This is a genomic window from Pseudomonas sp. S2_F03, assembly GCF_054668335.1.
Window position 1 is genome coordinate 3,891,581 of record NZ_CP162759.1, and the last position, 16,852, is coordinate 3,908,432.

The 16,852-nt window shown below is 58.0% G+C and carries 16 protein-coding genes; 13 read left to right on the forward strand and 3 right to left on the reverse strand.

Annotation, left to right across the window (positions count from 1 at the left end; translation table 11 throughout):
• Nucleotides 1-60: 60 nt before the first annotated feature.
• Genes AB4N76_RS18170 through AB4N76_RS18180 form a run of 3 tightly spaced genes read left to right on the forward strand, consistent with a single transcriptional unit; the run spans nucleotide 61 to nucleotide 2,213 of the window.
• On the forward strand, nucleotides 61-1,464 hold the full coding sequence (locus AB4N76_RS18170) for a sodium-dependent transporter (RefSeq protein ID WP_109787586.1): 1,404 nt from the start codon (nucleotides 61-63) through the stop codon (nucleotides 1,462-1,464).
• A gap of 7 nt (nucleotides 1,465-1,471) precedes the next feature.
• On the forward strand, nucleotides 1,472-1,906 hold the full coding sequence (locus tag AB4N76_RS18175; RefSeq protein WP_046031914.1) for a type II toxin-antitoxin system RatA family toxin: 435 nt from the start codon (nucleotides 1,472-1,474) through the stop codon (nucleotides 1,904-1,906).
• Entirely contained in the window at nucleotides 1,899-2,213 is a 315-nt protein-coding gene (locus AB4N76_RS18180) for an RnfH family protein (protein ID WP_046031915.1), read from the forward strand. The genes AB4N76_RS18175 and AB4N76_RS18180 overlap by 8 nt, the downstream gene beginning before the upstream one ends.
• A gap of 61 nt (nucleotides 2,214-2,274) precedes the next feature.
• Here AB4N76_RS18180 and AB4N76_RS18185 read toward each other — a convergent pair whose 3' ends face one another.
• Nucleotides 2,275-2,802 carry an outer membrane protein assembly factor BamE gene (locus AB4N76_RS18185; RefSeq protein ID WP_046031916.1) on the reverse strand — a complete coding sequence of 176 codons (528 nt, stop codon included), beginning with the start codon at nucleotides 2,800-2,802 and terminating at the stop codon, nucleotides 2,275-2,277.
• 97 nt (nucleotides 2,803-2,899) lie between these two features.
• Between AB4N76_RS18185 and fur the strand changes: the two genes are divergently transcribed.
• On the forward strand, nucleotides 2,900-3,304 hold the full coding sequence (gene fur, locus AB4N76_RS18190) for a ferric iron uptake transcriptional regulator (RefSeq protein ID WP_003197684.1): 405 nt from the start codon (nucleotides 2,900-2,902) through the stop codon (nucleotides 3,302-3,304).
• 75 nt (nucleotides 3,305-3,379) lie between these two features.
• Here fur and recN read toward each other — a convergent pair whose 3' ends face one another.
• Nucleotides 3,380-5,053 carry a DNA repair protein RecN gene (gene recN / locus AB4N76_RS18195; RefSeq protein WP_046031917.1) on the reverse strand — a complete coding sequence of 558 codons (1,674 nt, stop codon included), beginning with the start codon at nucleotides 5,051-5,053 and terminating at the stop codon, nucleotides 3,380-3,382.
• A 240-nt stretch (nucleotides 5,054-5,293) separates the two neighbouring features.
• On the opposite strand from recN, the gene grpE reads away from it, so the two are divergent.
• From grpE to AB4N76_RS18235, 8 genes are all read left to right on the forward strand, one after another.
• Nucleotides 5,294-5,860 (forward strand): nucleotide exchange factor GrpE, encoded by a 567-nt coding sequence (gene grpE / locus AB4N76_RS18200; protein WP_046031918.1) that lies wholly within the window; start codon nucleotides 5,294-5,296, stop codon nucleotides 5,858-5,860.
• 102 nt (nucleotides 5,861-5,962) lie between these two features.
• On the forward strand, nucleotides 5,963-7,879 hold the full coding sequence (dnaK, locus tag AB4N76_RS18205; protein ID WP_007942898.1) for a molecular chaperone DnaK: 1,917 nt from the start codon (nucleotides 5,963-5,965) through the stop codon (nucleotides 7,877-7,879).
• Nucleotides 7,880-8,176: 297 nt separating this feature from the next.
• On the forward strand, nucleotides 8,177-9,301 hold the full coding sequence (gene dnaJ, locus AB4N76_RS18210) for a molecular chaperone DnaJ (protein ID WP_046031919.1): 1,125 nt from the start codon (nucleotides 8,177-8,179) through the stop codon (nucleotides 9,299-9,301).
• A 9-nt stretch (nucleotides 9,302-9,310) separates the two neighbouring features.
• Nucleotides 9,311-10,117 (forward strand): 4-hydroxy-tetrahydrodipicolinate reductase, encoded by an 807-nt coding sequence (gene dapB, locus AB4N76_RS18215; protein ID WP_046031920.1) that lies wholly within the window; start codon nucleotides 9,311-9,313, stop codon nucleotides 10,115-10,117.
• 259 nt (nucleotides 10,118-10,376) lie between these two features.
• Complete coding sequence (carA, locus tag AB4N76_RS18220; protein ID WP_046031921.1) at nucleotides 10,377-11,513, forward strand: glutamine-hydrolyzing carbamoyl-phosphate synthase small subunit; 1,137 nt, start codon at nucleotides 10,377-10,379, stop codon at nucleotides 11,511-11,513.
• Between the two features lie 119 nt (nucleotides 11,514-11,632).
• Entirely contained in the window at nucleotides 11,633-14,854 is a 3,222-nt protein-coding gene (gene carB, locus AB4N76_RS18225) for a carbamoyl-phosphate synthase large subunit (protein WP_046031922.1), read from the forward strand.
• A 2-nt stretch (nucleotides 14,855-14,856) separates the two neighbouring features.
• On the forward strand, nucleotides 14,857-15,333 hold the full coding sequence (gene greA / locus AB4N76_RS18230; protein ID WP_046031963.1) for a transcription elongation factor GreA: 477 nt from the start codon (nucleotides 14,857-14,859) through the stop codon (nucleotides 15,331-15,333).
• A gap of 28 nt (nucleotides 15,334-15,361) precedes the next feature.
• Nucleotides 15,362-15,766, forward strand: a complete 405-nt coding sequence (locus tag AB4N76_RS18235; protein ID WP_460164623.1) for an MFS transporter — start codon at nucleotides 15,362-15,364, stop codon at nucleotides 15,764-15,766.
• 9 nt (nucleotides 15,767-15,775) lie between these two features.
• On the opposite strand, the gene AB4N76_RS18240 is transcribed toward AB4N76_RS18235, so the two are convergent.
• Nucleotides 15,776-16,084, reverse strand: coding sequence for a YhbY family RNA-binding protein (locus AB4N76_RS18240; protein ID WP_046031924.1), 309 nt, complete (start codon nucleotides 16,082-16,084; stop codon nucleotides 15,776-15,778).
• Nucleotides 16,085-16,185: 101 nt separating this feature from the next.
• Between AB4N76_RS18240 and rlmE the strand changes: the two genes are divergently transcribed.
• The gene (rlmE, locus tag AB4N76_RS18245; RefSeq protein WP_046031925.1) at nucleotides 16,186-16,815 is read left to right on the forward strand and encodes a 23S rRNA (uridine(2552)-2'-O)-methyltransferase RlmE; all 630 of its coding nucleotides are present in this window, start codon (nucleotides 16,186-16,188) and stop codon (nucleotides 16,813-16,815) included.
• Nucleotides 16,816-16,852 lie beyond the last annotated feature (37 nt).

Consider the following 16,852-nt stretch of genomic DNA (forward strand, 5'->3'; position numbering starts at 1 on the left):
GCAGGTTGATTGAATCCCGGACAATGCGGCCTCTTTTTTGAACGCTTGGGCGTGATAACGATGTCGACAGACAAGGTTTCTGTCCACGGCAGTTGGGCTAGCCGCTGGGTCTTCATACTCGCCGCGACCGGTTCGGCCGTGGGCCTGGGTAGTATCTGGAAATTCCCCTACATGGTCGGCGTCTATGGCGGCGGCGCTTTCGTGCTGATGTTTCTGGCCTGTATCGCGCTGATCGGTGTGCCGGTCATGCTGGCCGAAACCCTGATAGGCCGTCGTGCCCGGCAAAGTCCGGCCAACGCCTTGAAGGTGTTGGCGCTTGAAGCGGGGCATTCGGCCAAATGGTCGTGGGGCGCATTTGCCGGGATGATCACGGCGTTGCTGATCCTGTCGTTCTACAGTGTGGTCGGTGGCTGGTCGCTGGATTACATCATCGACATGGGGCGAGGCGACTTCCAGGGCGTGACGGCTGACCAGGTCGGCGCGTACTTCGGCAATGTGATCGCCGATCCGTGGCGCCTGACACTTTGGCACACGATTTTCATGCTGTTGTCTGCCGTGGTGATCGCCAAAGGCGTGGTCGCCGGGCTTGAGCGCAGCTTGCGGATCATGATGCCGCTGCTGTTTGTGATGGTCATCGTGCTGCTGGGTTACAGCATGACCACCGGCCACTTCATGGAAGGCGTGCATTTCATGTTCGACTTCCACCCGGAAAAAGTACTCGACGGTTTGCTGCCTGCCATGGGGCACGCGTTCTTCTCGCTGAGCGTCGGTGTCGGTTCGATCATGATCTATGGCGCCTACATGCCAAAGCATTCGTCGATTTCCGGGACCGTCGTGGGCGTGGCGCTGCTGGATACGTTCGTTTCGCTGGTGGCTGGTCTGGCGTTGTTTCCGATTGTGTTCGCAGCGGGCTTGAACCCGAGCGAAGGCCCTGGCTTGATGTTCGTCAGCCTGCCATTTGCTTTCGGCAACGTAGCGTTTGGTCAGTTGATGGGCGTAGTGTTCTTCGTGCTGGTTGCGGTGGCTGCCTGGAGTTCGGCGATTTCGCTGCTTGAGCCCATGGTGGCTTACCTGGTTGAACGCACCAAAATCCGCCGCGCCTGGGTGACGTTCTGGTTGGCTTTCTCCTGCTGGTTCGTCGGTCTGGGTACCGTGTTTTCCTTCAATATCTGGAAGCAAGCCAAGTTTTTCGTGAACGATGGCGGGATGTTCCACCTCTACCAATGGGGGGCGACCGGTGGTCTGGACTTCTTTGGTGTGATCGATTTCTTTACCTCACGGATCATGTTGCCACTCGGTGGTTTGTGTTTCGTGGTGTTTGCGGGCTGGATCATGGGGCGTGAAGCGGTGCGCGACGAGTTGTCGATCCGCAGCCCGATGCTGTTTGGTCTGTCCCTGTTCTTGATGCGCTATGTGGCGCCCATCGGCATTCTCGTAGTGTTTGCCGCCCAGCTGTGGAAGTGACGCTGACATGACGACGCATATTCAACGTTCGGCCTTGCTGCCGTATCCGGCACAAGCGCTGTATGACCTGGTCAACGACGTAGCGCGTTACCCCGAGTTTCTGCCGTGGTGTTCGGCCGCCGAAGTGCTGGAAATTTCGCCTGAGTACATGCGTGCCAGCGTGGGTGTGGCCAAGGGCGGCCTCAGCCAGCATTTCGTCACCAGAAATACTCTGGTGCCGGGGCAATCGATCGAAATGAACCTCGAGGAAGGTCCTTTCACCCAATTGCACGGCGTGTGGGTGTTCAAGTCGCTGACTGAGAAGGCCTGCAAGATCAGTCTGGACCTGTCGTTCGACTACGCCGGGCCGATTGTTCGCGCAACGTTGGGGCCTTTGTTCAATCAGGCGGCCAACACGCTGGTGGACGCGTTCTGCCAGCGCGCCAAGCAGATACATGGTTGAGTCGGTGATTGAGGTCGAAGTGGTGTATGCCGCCGTGGATCGCCAGGTATTGCTCTGCGTAACGATGCCAGCAACATCGACGGTGCGAGCCGCCGTGCAATGCTCAGGCATTGGTGCAGAGTTTCCGGAGCTGGATCTGGCGGCTTGTCCTGTAGGGATTTTCGGCAAGGTTATCGCTGACCCGGACAGTCGACGGGTTCGGGCTGGGGATCGCATCGAGATTTACAGACCTTTGCTGGCCGACCCGAAGGAGGTTCGCCGGTTGCGCGCAGCCAAGGCTGCCGAGGCCAAAGCACGGAATCAGTGATTCGATCAAATTCCAGACAATAAAAAACCCGGACATTCCGGGTTTTTTATTGCGTCGCAAATTATTGCGGCGTGGTGTCCAGCGGTTCTGGCGTCGGGACTGGAACGGTTTCTACACCGTCGACGTCCTTCTGGATCTGATCCAGCAACGAACCAGGCTTGGCCGGTTTTTCTGGTTTCGGCTTCTCGACGTTTTCCACTGGCGCAGCGACTGTGGTGCCGCTGTCCTTGCCGAGAATGGCTTCGTCGCGGCTCACGCCTGGCATGAAATCACCAGAGAGGCTGACAAGCTGGTCATTTGGGTTGAAGATAACGCTAATGCGTTCCTGTTGGCGTTCACCGCCACCCGGTTGCAGGCTGTACAGATAATCCCAGCGATCGGCATGGAACGTGTCAGTCAACAGAGGGTTGCCCATGATAAACCGTACTTGCTTGCGGGTCATTCCCGGGCGTAACTGGTCTATCATGTCCTGCGTGACGACATTGCCCTGCTGGATGTCGATTTTGTAAACCCCGGGGAATGAACAACCGGCGAGTGCGAGCAGTCCCACAAAGGTGAAACTGGTTAGCAAGAGCTTGGTGTTTTGCATCGGTGGGCGACTTCCACTATCTTGGCTGGGACAACGTAAACGCCGATCATACCCGCATTAAGAGAAGCTGCGAAGCAGCATCGCGAGAAAGCTGACCATGGTTGAAAATAGCGAACTACGCAAAGCCGGCCTCAAAGTGACCCTGCCACGGGTCAAAATTCTGCAAATGCTCGATTCCGCCGAGCAACGCCACATGAGTGCCGAAGATGTTTACAAGGCGCTGATGGAGGCTGGTGAGGACGTCGGTCTGGCCACGGTTTACCGTGTACTGACTCAGTTCGAGGCAGCTGGCCTTGTGGTGCGGCACAACTTCGACGGAGGCCACGCGGTCTTTGAGCTGGATGACGGCAAGCATCACGACCATATGGTCAACGTCGAAACCAGCGAAGTGATCGAATTCTTCGACGAAGAAATCGAGCGCCTGCAGAAAGCCATCGTCGACAAGTATGGTTTCGAGATGGTTGATCACAATCTGGTGCTGTACGTACGCAAGAAAAAGTAAGCATGTCGCGCGAATTTCAGATTCGCGAAACGAACGAAGGCGACCCCAGGGTCGCCTTCGTGCTGTCTGCTGTTCCTAAATTTTTGCGGTAACGACCATTTTTTTCGCGTGTGCCAGAGATTCCTTGGTGAGGTCGATGCCTCCCAGCATCCGCGCCACTTCTTCGATGCGATCATTTTTGCTCAGCTTGGAGACAGCCGTATGAGTTGCATCCTCGCCCCGCACCTTGTGTACGAACAGGTGTTGGTGACCCTGCGCTGCCACTTGCGGCAAGTGAGTCACTGTCAGCACCTGCCCCCGCTCCCCAAGTCGACGCAGCAGTTGGCCGACGATTTCGGCGGTCGGACCACCGATACCCACGTCCACTTCGTCGAACACCAGTGTTGGTACGCGTGAGGTTTGTGCGGTGATCACCTGAATAGCGAGACTGATCCGCGACAGTTCGCCACCCGAAGCTACTTTGGCCAAGGCTTTCAATGGCTGTCCAGGGTTGGCGCTCACCAGCAGTTCTACCTGTTCGAGCCCGTTGGGTAACAGCTCATCGCTGCTGTTGGGTCGTAGTTCGATGGTGAAGCGGCCCCCCGGCATGCCCAGTCGCTGGATTTCCTGCTCCACGGCGCTGGCCAGGCTGCTCGACGCCTGATGGCGCAAGTCACTCAGTTCACGCGCGCGCTCCTGATAATGACGGGCATAGGAGGCCAGCTCATCGCTGAGCCGCTCGATGGATTCGTCGTTGGCATTCAGGGTTTCGATTTCATCCAGCAGCCGCTGCTGCATCTCCGCGACTTCAGTCGGCTGGATGCGGTGCTTGCGTGCCATGGTGTAGATCGCATCCAGGCGTTCTTCAAGGTATTGCAGTCGCGCGGGGTCGGCGTCGAAGTTATCGAGGAAGCGGTTCAGCTCACCCACGGCTTCTTCTACCTGGATTTGTGCGCTGGTCAGCAGGCTGCTGGCTTCGCCCAGGGCGCCGATTGAATTGTTCACGCTCGAAAGACGGTTGAGGCTGGCGGTCAGGGCGTTCAGGACGTTGCCGGAATCACTTTCGCTGCATTGCTCGACGACTTGTCGGCAGATGCCCAGCAGGGTTTCGGCGTTGGTGAGGTTCTTGTGTTCCTGCTCCAGTTGTTCCAGCTCGTTTTCGCCGAGGCCGAGGTTTTCGAGTTCTTCGAGTTGATAGCTGAGCAATTGATGGCGAGCGCGCTGCTCGTCGCCGGAGTTGGAAAGGCGTTCGAGCTCCTGGCGCGTCTGGCGCCAGCGCTGGGCAGCCAGTTGTACCTGGCGGGCAAGGTCCGTGGCTCCGGCGTACTCGTCGAGGAGGCGGCGGTGGGTGTCGGTCTTGAGTAGCGATTGGTGTTCGTGCTGGCTATGGATGTCGATCAGCAACTCGCCCAGGGCCTTGAGGTCGCCGAGAGGGCAGGGCGTACCGTTGATGTAGCCGCGGGAGCGGCCTTCGGCAGTGATGACCCGACGCAGGATGCAGGGACCATCGCTTTCGAGGTCGCGCTCGGCGAGCCAGGCACTGGCTTCCGGAATATCAACAAGGTCGAAGGTGGCCAGGATGTCAGCCTTGTCTGCGCCTGGGCGGACCACGCCGCTGTCGGCGCGGTCACCCAGAGTCAGGCCCAGGGCGTCGAGCATGATCGACTTGCCAGCGCCGGTTTCCCCGGTGATCACGCTCATCCCGCGATCGAGTTCGAGATCGAGATGTTCAACGATGGCGTAGTTATGTACGGACAGGTGCACCAGCATAAAGGCCGCTCCCAGGCTTTAGGTCTGGTTATTTATACAGTGTTTTATTTGTGCCTGACAATGGCCTCGCTTGGCTCGATTTGCTTGGCCTGACGAAATGCCCGGTGCATCGGGTAATCGCAATGCAGCGCTTTTTGTAAGGGTAATCGCACGAATCCCCTTGAAGCTGGATTTTGCGGCCCCATATACCGGGACAGAAGCGCGAGTTGAGCTCGCGGACGATATTGAAAGGAGAAATCTATGGCTGACGAACAGACAGTGGATACGCAAAATCTAGACGCCGATCAGGCTCCACAAGCTTCGGGCGATGACCTGACGGCTCGTGTACAAGTGCTCGAAGAGCAACTGGCAGGCGCGCAGGATCAGGCTTTGCGTGTAGCCGCCGATCTGCAGAACGTCCGCCGTCGCGCCGAGCAGGATGTAGAAAAGGCTCACAAATTTGCCCTGGAGAAATTCGCGGGCGATTTGCTGCCGATCATCGACAGCCTTGAGCGCGGTCTGGAGTTGTCCAACCCGGACGACGAAAGCATCCGTCCAATGCGCGAAGGCATCGAGCTGACCCTGAAAATGTTCCAGGACACCCTGAAGCGTTATCAGCTGGAAGTGATCGATCCGCATGGCGAACCGTTCAACGCCGTTCAGCATCAGGCAATGGCCATGCAGGAAAGCGCCGATGTCGAGCCGAACAGCGTGCTCAAGGTGTTCCAGAAGGGCTATCAGCTCAATGGCCGCCTGCTGCGCCCGGCCATGGTCGTGGTCAGCAAGGCGCCTGCGCCAGTTTCGCCTTCGATTGACGAGCAGGCTTGAAATTGGCCGCAAGGCCCCCATTTATAAGTCAAGCGTTTAAGTGCTACCGCAGTTAGCCACCACTGCTGCGGCAACCAAATCCAAAGTTTCGGGAGAGTGAACATGGGCAAAATTATCGGTATCGACCTGGGGACCACCAACTCCTGCGTCTCCGTACTTGAAAACGGCGTAGCCAAAGTTATTGAAAACGCTGAAGGCGCGCGTACCACGCCGTCGATCATCGCTTACGCCAACGATGGCGAAATCCTCGTTGGCCAGTCGGCCAAGCGTCAGGCTGTGACCAATCCGCACAACACCTTGTATGCGGTGAAGCGTCTGATCGGTCGTAAGTTCGACGAAGAAGTCGTACAGAAAGACATCAAGATGGTCCCTTACAAAATCGCCAAGGCTGACAATGGCGACGCGTGGGTAGAAGTGAACGGCCAGAAAATGTCGCCGCCACAAATCTCGGCTGAAATTCTGAAGAAAATGAAAAAGACCGCCGAAGACTACCTCGGCGAGCCAGTGACTGAAGCGGTCATCACCGTTCCGGCCTACTTCAACGACAGCCAGCGTCAAGCCACCAAAGACGCCGGCCGCATCGCGGGTCTGGACGTAAAACGTATCATCAACGAACCAACCGCAGCCGCACTGGCTTACGGTATGGACAAGGCGAAGGGCGATCACACCGTGATCGTTTACGACTTGGGCGGCGGTACTTTCGACGTTTCCGTGATCGAAATCGCTGAAGTTGATGGCGAGCACCAGTTCGAAGTATTGGCCACCAACGGTGACACGTTCCTGGGCGGTGAAGACTTTGACATTCGTCTGATCGACTACCTCGTTGACGAATTCAAGAAAGAAAGCGGCATGAACCTCAAAGGTGACCCGCTGGCCATGCAGCGCCTGAAAGAAGCCGCTGAAAAAGCCAAGATCGAGCTGTCCTCTGCTCTGTCGACCGACGTGAACCTGCCGTACATCACTGCAGACGCCACCGGTCCGAAGCACTTGAACGTGAAGATTTCTCGCGCCAAGTTGGAAGCACTGGTTGAAGACCTGGTTCAGCGCACCATCGAGCCTTGCCGCATCGCTCTGAAAGACTCCGGTATCGACGTTGGCGCAATCAACGACGTGATCCTGGTAGGCGGTCAGACCCGTATGCCACTGGTTCAGAAACTGGTAACCGAGTTCTTCGGTAAAGAAGCTCGTAAAGACGTGAACCCGGACGAAGCTGTTGCCATGGGTGCTGCTATCCAGGGCGCGGTATTGGCCGGTGACGTCAAAGACGTTCTGCTGCTGGACGTCAGCCCGCTGACCCTGGGTATCGAAACCATGGGCGGCGTGATGACCGCGCTGATCGAGAAAAACACCACGATTCCTACCAAGAAATCGCAAGTGTTCTCGACTGCCGATGACAACCAGGGCGCTGTGACCATTCACGTGCTGCAAGGTGAGCGTAAGCAAGCGGCTCAGAACAAGTCCTTGGGCAAGTTCGACCTGGCCGACATTCCACCAGCACCACGTGGCGTGCCACAAATTGAAGTGACCTTCGACATCGACGCCAACGGCATTCTGCACGTAGGCGCCAAAGACAAGGCCACCGGCAAGACTCAGTCGATCGTGATCAAGGCCAACTCCGGTCTGTCCGAGGAAGAAATTCAGCAGATGATTCGCGATGCTGAAGCCAACGTCGACGCAGACCGCCAGTTCGAAGAGCTGGCAACCGCTCGCAACCAGGGCGATGCGCTGGTTCACTCGACTCGCAAAATGGTCGCTGACGCTGGCGATAAAGTGACTGCCGAAGAGAAGACTGCGATCGAAGCTGCTGTTGTTGCTCTGGAAGCCGCTGTCAAAGGCGACGACAAAGCTGCAATCGAAGCCAAGGTTGAAGAACTGTCGAAAGTCTCTGCTCCAGTGGCGCAGAAGATGTACGCCGAACAGGCTCAGCCTGCTGAAGGCGCGGCACCGCACGACGAAAAAGCTGAAAAGGCTGACGACGTTGTCGATGCCGAGTTCGAAGAAGTCAAAGACCACAAGTAAGTTGTTGGTCGCCCGGTTGACTGCCTTTAGGCGGTGACTGGTAGGATGTCGCCGCGCGGGAGCTTGCTCCCGCGTTGGCGTGTCTGGAATACGCGAATTTTTACAGCATGCGACAGCGTTCGCGTGCTGCTGGTATGGCCGGGAATGCTCCTGCTTTTCGAGCCGCAAGTACCGCAATGAATCAAAGACCAGGATCGTTGAATTGACGTGAGTTGGGTCCGGGCCTGTATTGGGGCTCAACGAGTTTGGCAAGGCTCAGGAGAGGTTTGCCGAACGTCCTCAAGAGTGCAAAGACTTATGACAAAGCGTGACTATTACGAAGTATTGGGTGTTGAGCGTGGCTCAAGCGAAGCAGACCTGAAGAAGGCCTACCGCCGCTTGGCGATGAAGCATCACCCGGACCGTAATCCCGATGACAAAGCGTCGGAAGAAATGTTCAAAGAGGCTAACGAAGCCTACGAAGTGTTGTCCGATTCCAGCAAGCGCGCGGCCTACGACCAGTACGGTCATGCCGGTGTCGACCCGAGCATGGGTGGCGGCGGTGCCGGTTTTGGCGGTCAGAACTTCTCCGACATCTTTGGCGATGTCTTCAGTGACTTCTTCGGTGGCGGTCGCGGCGGTTCCCGTGGCGGTGCCCAGCGCGGCAGCGACCTGCGTTACACCCTGGAACTGAACCTGGAAGAGGCGGTGCGCGGTACCACCGTGAACATCCGCGTTCCGACGCTGGTCAACTGCAAGCCGTGCGACGGCTCGGGTGCCAAGAAAGGCTCCTCGCCAGTTACCTGCCCGACTTGCGGCGGTATCGGCCAGGTCCGCATGCAGCAGGGCTTCTTCTCGGTGCAGCAGACCTGCCCGCGTTGCCATGGCCAGGGCAAGATCATTTCCGACCCGTGCAACTCCTGCAACGGCGAAGGCCGTGTTGAAGAGTACAAAACCCTTTCCGTGAAAGTGCCGGCCGGTGTCGATACCGGTGACCGCATTCGTCTGTCCGGCGAAGGCGAGGCGGGCGCTCAGGGTGGGCCGACTGGCGACCTGTACGTGGTGATCAATGTGCGCGAGCACGCGATCTTCCAGCGTGATGGCAAACACCTGTTCTGCGAAGTGCCGATCAGTTTTGTCGATGCGGCGTTGGGCGGTGAGCTGGAGATTCCGACCCTTGATGGTCGAGTCAAACTGAAGATCCCTGAGGGGACCCAGACCGGCAAGCAGTTCCGCGTTCGCGGCAAAGGCGTCGCGCCGGTGCGTGGCGGCGGTGCGGGTGACCTGATGTGCCGTGTCGCGGTCGAAACCCCTGTCAATCTGGGTCGTCGTCAGCGTGAATTGCTGGAAGAGTTCCGTAGCTCCCTGGCGGACGACAACAGCCATTCGCCGAAAACCACCGGTTGGTTTGAAGGCGTGAAGCGCTTTTTCGGCGATTTGTAAGGAGTCGGCATGCGACGTATAGCTGTGATGGGCGCTGCCGGGCGCATGGGCAAAATCCTGGTCGAGGCCGTGCAGCAGCGCGCGCCGCTGACCGGTCTGACGGCGGCCATCGTGCGCCCCGGCAGCACGCTGATTGGTGTGGATGCCGGTGAGCTGGCCTCGCTGGGGCGTATTGGTGTGCCGTTGTCCGGCAATCTGGACGCGGTCGCTGACGAGTTCGATGTGTTGATCGACTTCACGCTCCCGGAAGTCATGCTGAAAAACCTCGCGTTCTGCCGCAAGACCGGCAAGGCCATGGTAATCGGCACTACCGGGCTGGATGTGGCGCAGAAGCAGTTGCTGGCTGAGGCGGGCAAGGAGATTCCGATCGTGTTCGCGGCCAATTTCAGTGTCGGCGTCAACCTGTCGCTGAAGTTGCTCGACATGGCCGCACGCGTGCTGGGTGATGAGGCGGATATCGAAATCATCGAAGCGCATCACCGACACAAGATCGACGCGCCTTCAGGCACCGCGTTGCGCATGGGTGAAGTGATCGCCAGCGCCCTGGATCGTGATCTGCAAAAGGTCGCGGTCTATGGTCGCGAAGGTCATACCGGTGCGCGTGAGCGTGAAACGATCGGCTTTGCCACTGTTCGCGGTGGTGACGTGGTTGGCGATCACACGGTGCTGTTCGCCTGTGAGGGCGAGCGTCTGGAAATCACGCATAAAGCGTCCAGTCGCATGACCTTCGCCAAAGGCGCGGTGCGAGCGGCGTTGTGGCTGGATGGTCGTGAGCCAGGCCTTTACGACATGCAAGACGTGCTCGATCTGCGTTAAGATGTGCCCGAAATCGGGTTCAAGCACAGTGTTTGAGCCCGGTTTTACACCGCCAAGCGACGTCCTGTCGCATTCTCCAGCCTTTCGGGCTCATTGGCGGTAGACCAAAAATGCCTTTTTCTGTAAGCTACAGCTTTAGTGTGTCCACTAAAAGCGCGCAGAATAATTCAGTGAAGAAGCGGGGTGACGTGTCCATACGTCACTCCGCTTTTTTACAACCTGCGATCGCCCTTTCAGGCTTTATTTACGGGAGGTCTTCTTGACTAAGCCAGCCATACTCGCCCTTGCTGATGGCAGCATTTTTCGCGGCGAAGCCATTGGAGCCGACGGTCAAACCGTTGGTGAGGTGGTGTTCAACACCGCAATGACCGGCTATCAGGAAATCCTTACCGATCCTTCCTACGCCCAACAGATCGTTACCCTGACCTATCCGCACATCGGCAACACCGGCACCACGCCGGAAGACGCCGAATCCGACCGCGTCTGGTCCGCTGGCCTGGTCATCCGTGACCTGCCACTGGTTGCGAGCAACTGGCGTAACACGATGTCCCTGTCCGATTACCTGAAAGCCAACAACGTTGTGGCTATCGCCGGTATCGACACCCGCCGCCTGACGCGCATCCTGCGTGAGAAAGGCGCACAGAACGGCTGCATCATGGCCGGTGACAACATTTCCGAAGCCGCCGCCATCGCCGCCGCACAGGGTTTCCCTGGCCTGAAAGGCATGGACCTGGCAAAAGTCGTCAGCACCAAAGAACAGTACGAATGGCGCTCGACTGTCTGGGATCTGAAAACCGACAGCCACGCGACGATCGAAGCTTCCGAGCTGCCGTACCACGTGGTTGCCTACGACTACGGCGTCAAGCTGAACATCCTGCGCATGCTGGTCGAGCGCGGTTGCCGCGTGACCGTGGTGCCAGCACAAACTCCGGCCGCAGACGTTCTGGCGATGAAGCCGGACGGCGTGTTCCTGTCCAACGGTCCTGGTGACCCTGAGCCGTGCGACTACGCGATTCAGGCGATCAAGGATGTGCTGGAAACCGAGATTCCGGTCTTCGGTATCTGCCTTGGTCACCAACTGCTGGCCCTGGCCTCTGGCGCCAAGACTCTGAAAATGGGTCACGGCCACCACGGTGCCAACCACCCGGTCCAGGACCTGGACAGCGGTGTGGTGATGATCACCAGCCAAAACCACGGTTTTGCGGTAGACGAAGCGACCCTGCCAGCCAACGTCCGTGCGATCCACAAATCGCTGTTCGACGGCACCCTGCAAGGGATCGAGCGTACCGACAAGAGCGCCTTCAGCTTCCAGGGTCACCCGGAAGCCAGCCCTGGCCCGAACGACGTAGCGCCATTGTTTGATCGCTTCATCAATGAGATGGCCAAGCGACGCTGATCGCTCACCTTTATTGGTGCAAGGCTTGAGGGCGGTCCCGACACCGGCGGCCCCCTCAAGGCTTCAAAGATTGAACAAGACGGCTTGCCGACTGACCTGCGGATTTGAGTGACAAACCCATGCCAAAACGTACAGACATTAAAAGCATCCTGATTCTCGGCGCTGGCCCGATCGTTATCGGCCAGGCCTGCGAATTCGACTACTCCGGCGCCCAGGCCTGTAAGGCCCTGCGCGAAGAGGGTTACCGCGTCATCCTGGTGAACTCCAACCCGGCGACCATCATGACCGACCCGGACATGGCCGACGCGACTTACATCGAGCCGATCAAGTGGCAGACCGTTGCCAAGATCATCGAGAAAGAGCGTCCGGATGCGCTGCTGCCAACCATGGGCGGCCAGACCGCTCTGAACTGCGCACTGGACCTGGAGCGCGAAGGCGTCCTGGAGAAGTTCGGCGTAGAGATGATCGGCGCCAACGCGGACACCATCGACAAGGCTGAAGACCGTTCGCGCTTCGACAAGGCGATGAAGTCCATCGGCCTGGACTGCCCGCGTTCGGGTATCGCCCACAGCATGGAAGAAGCCAACGCCGTTCTCGAGCGCCTGGGCTTCCCGTGCATCATTCGTCCTTCCTTCACCATGGGCGGCACCGGTGGCGGTATCGCTTACAACCGTGAAGAGTTCGAAGAAATCTGCGCCCGTGGTCTGGACCTGTCTCCGACCAAAGAGCTGCTGATCGACGAATCCCTGATCGGCTGGAAAGAGTACGAGATGGAGGTTGTCCGCGATAAGAAGGACAACTGCATCATCGTCTGCTCGATCGAAAACTTTGACCCGATGGGCGTGCACACCGGTGACTCGATCACTGTTGCGCCAGCACAGACCCTGACGGACAAGGAATACCAGATCATGCGTAACGCCTCGTTGGCGGTACTGCGTGAGATCGGCGTGGAAACCGGCGGCTCCAACGTTCAGTTCGGCATCTGCCCGGACACTGGCCGTATGGTCGTGATCGAGATGAACCCGCGTGTATCCCGCTCTTCGGCACTGGCCTCGAAAGCCACTGGTTTCCCGATTGCGCGTATCGCTGCCAAGCTGGCGATCGGCTACACCCTCGACGAACTGTCGAACGAAATTACCGGCGGCGCTACGCCTGCGTCCTTCGAGCCGTCCATCGACTACGTCGTGACCAAGCTGCCACGTTTTGCCTTCGAGAAATTCCCGAAAGCCGACGCCCGCCTGACCACTCAAATGAAGTCGGTCGGTGAAGTCATGGCCATCGGCCGGACTTTCCAGGAATCCCTGCAGAAAGCCCTGCGCGGGCTGGAAGTTGGCGTTTGCGGTCTGGACGAGAAGCTCGACCTGGGCAACCCGGAAAGCATGAGCGTGCTCAAGCGCGAACTGACCGTGCCGGGCGCCGAGCGCATCTGGTACGTGGCTGATGCCTTCCGTGCCGGCCTGTCGGTCGAAGACATCTTCGGCATGAACATGATCGATCCGTGGTTCCTGGTACAGATCGAAGATCTGATCAAGGAAGAAGAGAAGGTCAAGACCCTCGGTCTGACTAGCATCGATCGCGACTTGATGTTCCGCCTCAAGCGCAAAGGCTTCTCCGACATGCGTCTGGCCAAGCTGCTGGGCGTGACCGAGAAGGCGCTGCGTCGTCACCGTCACAAGCTGGAAATCTACCCGGTCTACAAGCGCGTTGACACCTGCGCGGCCGAGTTCGCCACCGACACCGCCTACATGTACTCGACTTACGAGGAAGAGTGCGAAGCCGCGCCGTCGGGCCGCGACAAGATCATGATCCTGGGCGGCGGTCCAAACCGTATCGGCCAGGGTATCGAGTTCGACTACTGCTGCGTACACGCGGCACTGGCCCTGCGTGAAGACGGTTACGAGACCATCATGGTCAACTGCAACCCGGAAACCGTTTCCACCGACTACGACACTTCCGATCGCCTGTACTTCGAACCGGTTACCCTGGAAGACGTGCTGGAAATCGTTCGCGTCGAGAAGCCCAAAGGCGTGATCGTCCAGTATGGCGGCCAAACCCCGCTGAAACTGGCGCGTGCCCTGGAAGAAGCCGGCGTACCAATCATCGGTACCAGCCCTGATGCCATCGACCGCGCCGAAGACCGTGAGCGCTTCCAGCAAATGGTCGAGCGTCTGAACCTGCGTCAGCCGCCAAACGCCACCGTGCGCAGCGAAGACGAAGCGATTCGTGCTGCCACCAAGATCGGTTACCCGCTAGTGGTTCGTCCGTCCTACGTACTGGGCGGTCGCGCGATGGAAATCGTCTACGAAGAAGAAGAGCTCAAGCGCTACCTGCGTGATGCGGTGAAAGTGTCGAACGACAGCCCTGTGCTGCTCGACCACTTCCTCAACTGCGCCATCGAAATGGACGTGGATGCGGTTTGCGACGGCACCGACGTGGTGATCGGCGCGATCATGCAGCACATTGAGCAGGCTGGCGTTCACTCCGGTGACTCCGCGTGCTCCCTGCCGCCGTACTCGCTGCCTGCTCACATCCAGGACGAGATGCGCGAACAGGTCAAGAAAATGGCCCTGGAACTCGGCGTTGTCGGCCTGATGAACGTTCAGTTGGCGCTGCAAGGCGAAGACATCTACGTCATCGAAGTCAACCCGCGCGCTTCCCGTACCGTACCGTTCGTGTCCAAGTGCATCGGTGTGTCCCTGGCCATGATCGCCGCTCGCGTGATGGCTGGTAAAACCCTGAAAGAAATCGGTTTCACCAAAGAAATCATTCCGAACTTCTACAGCGTGAAAGAGGCGGTGTTCCCATTCGCCAAATTCCCTGGCGTGGACCCGATCCTGGGCCCAGAGATGAAGTCCACCGGTGAAGTGATGGGCGTGGGCGATACCTTCGGCGAAGCATTCGCCAAGGCCCAGATGGGCGCCAGCGAAGTGCTGCCGACCGGCGGTACCGCATTCATCAGCGTGCGTGATGACGACAAGCCACTGGTTGCAGGCGTGGCTCGTGATCTGATCAACTTGGGCTTCGAAGTGGTTGCCACCGCCGGTACTGCCAAGCTGATCGAAGCCGCAGGCCTGAAAGTGCGTCGTGTGAACAAGGTGACCGAGGGTCGTCCGCACGTGGTCGACATGATCAAGAATGACGAAGTCACCCTGATCATCAACACCACCGAAGGCCGTCAGTCGATCGCTGATTCGTACTCCATTCGTCGTAATGCCTTGCAGCACAAGATCTACTGCACCACGACTATTGCTGCTGGCGAAGCTATCTGCGAAGCGCTGAAGTTCGGTCCCGAGAAGACCGTGCGCCGCTTGCAGGATCTACACGCAGGATTGAAGGCATGAGCATAACCAAGTACCCAATGACTGTTCAGGGCGCTCGCGCCCTGGAAGAAGAACATACTCACCTGACCAAGGTCGTCCGTCCGAAGCTCAGCCAGGACATCGGTACGGCCCGCGAGTTGGGTGACTTGAAGGAAAACGCCGAATACCACGCTGCTCGTGAGCAGCAGGGTATGGTCGAGGCGCGTATTCGTGACATCGAAGGCCGGATTCAGAATCAGGTCATCATCGACGTTACGAGCATTCCTCACACAGGCAAAGTGATTTTCGGTACCACCGTTGAGATTGCCAACGTTGAGACGGATGAGCGCGTGACTTACCACATCGTTGGTGAAGACGAGGCTGATTTCAAACTGGGCAAGATTTCGGTTGGATCGCCACTGGCCCGCGCCTTGATTGCCAAGGAAGAGGGTGATGTGGTGGCGGTGAAAACGCCAAGCGGCGTCATCGAGTACGAGATTGTCGAAGTTCGCCACATCTAAAGACCTGCGCCCGCTACGTGCGGGCGCGATGGTTTGGCAGCTGACTCAGATGTTGTGGGTTGGCGGCCTGTGGCTGTTACACATCGGTCTGGCGCCGGCGCTGGGTCAATTAGGCCTGGCGCCGCTGCTGATCGACGAAATTGCAGGCATGCTGAATGCGCTGATGGTGGGATTTGCCGCAGCGTGTGTGATTTTTCAGGCTTTGGTGCTGGTTCAGACCAAGGGCCTTGCCAGTCTATGGCGCGATATTCGCGGGCAACTGCTGCTGGTGGCGCTGTATGCGTGTGCGATGTTTTTCGCGGTGCGCTTTGCTTGGCCGGATGCGGTGCGTTGGCAGGTGTTCAGCTATCTGGTGTTGGGGTTTTCCGGGCTGCTGCTGGTGTTACAACCGGTGCCAGGAGGGAGTGGCAGGGTGCGCGAGGCACACCCTTGACCCTTGTCATCACTTGAAGCGATGGACGTTCGACAGCTGCTTGTTGACGCTGAAGTTCTTGCGGTAAATCAGTGCCATCTTGCCGATGACTTGAACCAGATCCCCTTTGCCAACCTTGCAGAGTTCTGCAATGGTCGCCAGGCGCGATTCGCGATCGAGGATGTTGAGCTTGATTTTGATCAGCTCGTGATCCGCCAAAGCGCGTTCAAATTCGGCTAACACACCTTCAGTCAAACCGTTGTCAGCCACAATCAAAACTGGTTTCAGATGGTGGCCAATGGATTTGTACTGTTTCTTCTGCTCTTGAGTGAGCGGCATAATCTGACCCTTTCGTCTGGATTCTGTAAAATGGCGGCCATTTTACCCGAGGGCTCGTGGATCCGCCCAATTAATCACGACCCTTATCATCGAGGTGCCCAATGGCGCGTTCCAAGACAAGCCTTGGTTGGCTGAAAAGACATGTCAACGATCCCTATGTGAAGCAGGCGCAGAAGGATGGCTACCGCTCGCGTGCGAGTTACAAACTTCTGGAGGTCCAGGAGAAATACAATCTGATCCGTCCCGGCATGAGCGTTGTCGACCTGGGTGCGGCGCCCGGGGGTTGGTCGCAGGTGACTAGCCGTCTGATCGGTGGTCAGGGGCGCCTGATCGCCTCGGACATTCTGGAAATGGACAGCATTCCGGACGTGACTTTCATCCAGGGCGACTTCACCGAGGACAAAGTGCTCGCGCGGATCCTTGAAGCCGTGGGTAATTCGCAGGTGGACCTTGTGATTTCCGATATGGCCCCCAATATGAGTGGTACGCCTGAAGTGGACATGCCAAAAGCCATGTTTCTTTGCGAGCTGGCGCTTGATTTGGCGGAACGGATACTCAAGCCGGGTGGTAATTTCGTGATCAAGATTTTTCAGGGCGAAGGGTTTGATGTTTACCTGAAGGATGCTCGTCGGAAATTCGACAAGATCCAGATGATCAAGCCAGACTCTTCTCGTGGCAGTTCCCGCGAGCAATACATGCTGGCTTGGGGTTACCGCGGGCGTAGTGAGTAAAACGAGGTTTTTTGGCGGGGCGATAGGTTTTTCGTAT